This window comes from Cellulomonas sp. P4_B5_2 (genome assembly GCF_056402235.1).
The window spans coordinates 1-2,659 of record NZ_JBFUHU010000416.1 but is presented as its reverse complement, the minus strand read 5'-3'; the positions used below and the strand labels follow the sequence as shown (position 1 = coordinate 2,659).

General features: G+C 75.2%; 2 protein-coding genes. Both read right to left on the bottom strand.

From position 1 onward, the window contains the following. Nucleotides 1-58: 58 nt before the first annotated feature. The gene (locus AC1DUQ_RS20390; RefSeq protein ID WP_477061307.1) at nucleotides 59-1,744 is read right to left on the bottom strand and encodes a trypsin-like peptidase domain-containing protein; all 1,686 of its coding nucleotides are present in this window, start codon (nucleotides 1,742-1,744) and stop codon (nucleotides 59-61) included. Between the two features lie 97 nt (nucleotides 1,745-1,841). After that, a partial coding sequence (locus tag AC1DUQ_RS20385) for a thiamine pyrophosphate-dependent enzyme (RefSeq protein WP_477074486.1) occupies nucleotides 1,842-2,659 on the bottom strand: 818 nt, incomplete at its 5' end.

Below are 2,659 nucleotides of genomic sequence, written 5' to 3'. Positions count from 1 at the left end.
GCCAGGGGTCCGTGGGGGACGAACGACCCGGCGGCCGCCGGCGATCAGGGGGCGGTGCTCAGCCCTGGCCCTGCTGCTCCTGCTGCTGCTGGAACCACTCCCACAGCTCGTCGGGGCTCATCCCCTCGGGGAAACCGTTCTGGCCCTGCTGGTCGTCCGGCGCCTGCTGCTCGTCCGGTGCCTGCTGCTGGTCCGGCGCCTGCTGCTGCGGCTCCGACTGGGCCGTCTCCGGGCGGACCGCCAGGGTCACGTCGACCTCGATCGTCTTGCCGTCGCGGACGACCGTCAGGGTGACGTCGGTGCCGGACGGGAGCGCCCGCACGTAGGCGGTGAGGGACTCGGCGCCGCCGACGGCGTCACCGTCGATCGCGACGATCGCGTCCTTCGCCCGGAGCTCGGCCTTCGCCGCCGGGGAGCCGTCCGTGACCTGCTCCACGACCGCGCCGCGACGCGTCACGCCGTCGGCGGTGGCCGTGCCGTCGGACAGGGAGACGCCGAGGAACGCGTGCTCCGCCGTGCCGTCGTCGATGAGCTGCGAGGAGATGTTCTTCACCAGGTCCACCGGGATGGCGAAGCCGAGGCCGATCGACCCGGACTCGCTCGACAGCGTCGCGATCGAGGAGTTGATGCCGATGACGCGGCCCTGCGCGTCGAACAGCGGACCACCCGAGTTGCCGGGGTTGACGGCCGCGTCGATCTGGATCGCGTTGGTGACCGTGGCCTCGCTGGTGCTGTCGCCGGACGTGGAGACCGGACGGTCGACCGCCGAGACGATGCCCGTGGTGACCGTGTTGGCCAGGCCGAGCGGGTTGCCGACCGCCATGACCGGCTGGCCGACGACCACCTTCGACGAGTCGCCGAGGGCCGCGGCCTTGAGGTCGTCCGGGGCGTCCTTGAGCTTGATGACCGCCAGGTCCGTGGTCGCGTCGGTGCCGACGATCGTGGCGTCGAACAGGCGCCCGTCGGTCAGCGTGACCTGGACCTCGCCGTCCGCGCCGGCGACCACGTGGTTGTTGGTGACGATGTGGCCGGCGTCGTCGATGATCACGCCCGAGCCCTCCGCGCCGCCGCCGTTGCCGGTGCTGACCTGGATGGCGACGACCGACTGCTGGACCGCCTGGGCGACCGCCTGCCAGTCCGGGTCCTCCGACGTCGACCCGGCCACGGGGACCGTGTCGTTGGTCGACTGCCCGATGGTCGCGAGCGAGGCCGGGCGGTTGCCGGCCACCTCGTCGTCGGACAGCCCCTGCGTGATCCCGACGGTCGCGATCGCCGCGACGATCGCGGCGGCGGCAGCCGCCGACGTGACGGGGAGCCACAGGCTGCGCTTGCGCTGCGGGGGGACCGGAGCCTGCGGCGCCGGCCCCCCGGCGTAGGCCGCCGCGGGCTGGTAGGCAGCCTGCGGAGCGGTGGCGGGGTCCTGCGCGGCGGCGCGCTGCGCGGCCTCCCACTGGGCGCGTCGGACGGCCTCGAACTGGTCCATCTGCGACGCCTGCTGCTGGGCCGCCTGCCGCTGGGCCGCCTCGTACGCCGCGCGCTGGTCGGCCGGTGCGGCCGGGTGCGGCGGGAGGAACGGGTTGGTGGGGTGCGCCGGGCGGGGGTGCACGGGCAGCGGCTGGGTGGCGTGGACCGGCAACGGCTGCGTCGGGTTCACGGGCGGCAGCGGCTGCGTCGGCTGCGCCTGGGGGTGCTGGTCGGCTGCGGGCGTCTGGTCTGCCGCGCCGTTCTCCGGGGTGGTGGTCATCGGGGGTGCCCTCCTTCGTCGACGACCATCAGACCCGGTCGCGCTGGAGGGACCCTTCGTGGAACCTGGGAATCCGCTGCGAGTTTCGCATGGACCCTCAGCCGGCGAGGGCTGCGTCGACGGCCTGCGCGACCTCGTCCGCGAGCCGCTCGCCGAGCGCGCGGCGGCCCGTGCGGTCGACCCGGACCTCCACCACGCTCAGGCCCGGACCCGGCGACGCCAGCGCCGGGAGCAGGCCGTCGACGTCGCTGACACGCGTGTGCCGGACGCCGTAGCCCGCGCAGAGCGCCGCGAGGTCCGCGCCGTGCGGGGTGCCGAACACGCGCTCGAACACGTCCGCGCGCGCGGGCTCCCCCGGTTCGAGCGTCGAGAAGATCGAGYCCCCGTCGTCGTTGGCCACCACGAGCTGCAGGTGCACGGGTGCCTCGAGCGGGCCTCGCAGCAGTCCGCCGACGTCGTGCAGGAACGTGAGGTCGCCGAGGAGTGCGCGGACCCGGCGGGTGGGCAGCCCGAGCGCCGCTCCGACCGCGGTGGAGACCGTGCCGTCGATGCCCGCGAGGCCACGGTTGGCCAGGACCACGGGCGGCGTGTCCCAGCGCGCCACGAGGTCCAGGTCGCGCACGGGGTTCGACGATCCGACGACGAGGGCGTCGTCAGCCCCGCTGACCTGCGCGACGACGCGTGCGAGCGCCGGACCGGTCACGCGGGTGCCGCTGCGCGACCGGCGCCCCGCATCGAGCCCGTCCAGCACCGCGTCGATGGCCGACCCCGCCGCCGTGTCGGCCGCGCGCCACGAGTCGAGCCAGCCGGCCGGTGCGGGCATCCGCCCCTGCCGCATGCGGGCGGGCGGCTCGAGGAGCACGTCGGCGGCGTTGCGCGGCGCGTCGGGCCAGTCGGCGCCGCGCGGGGCGACGA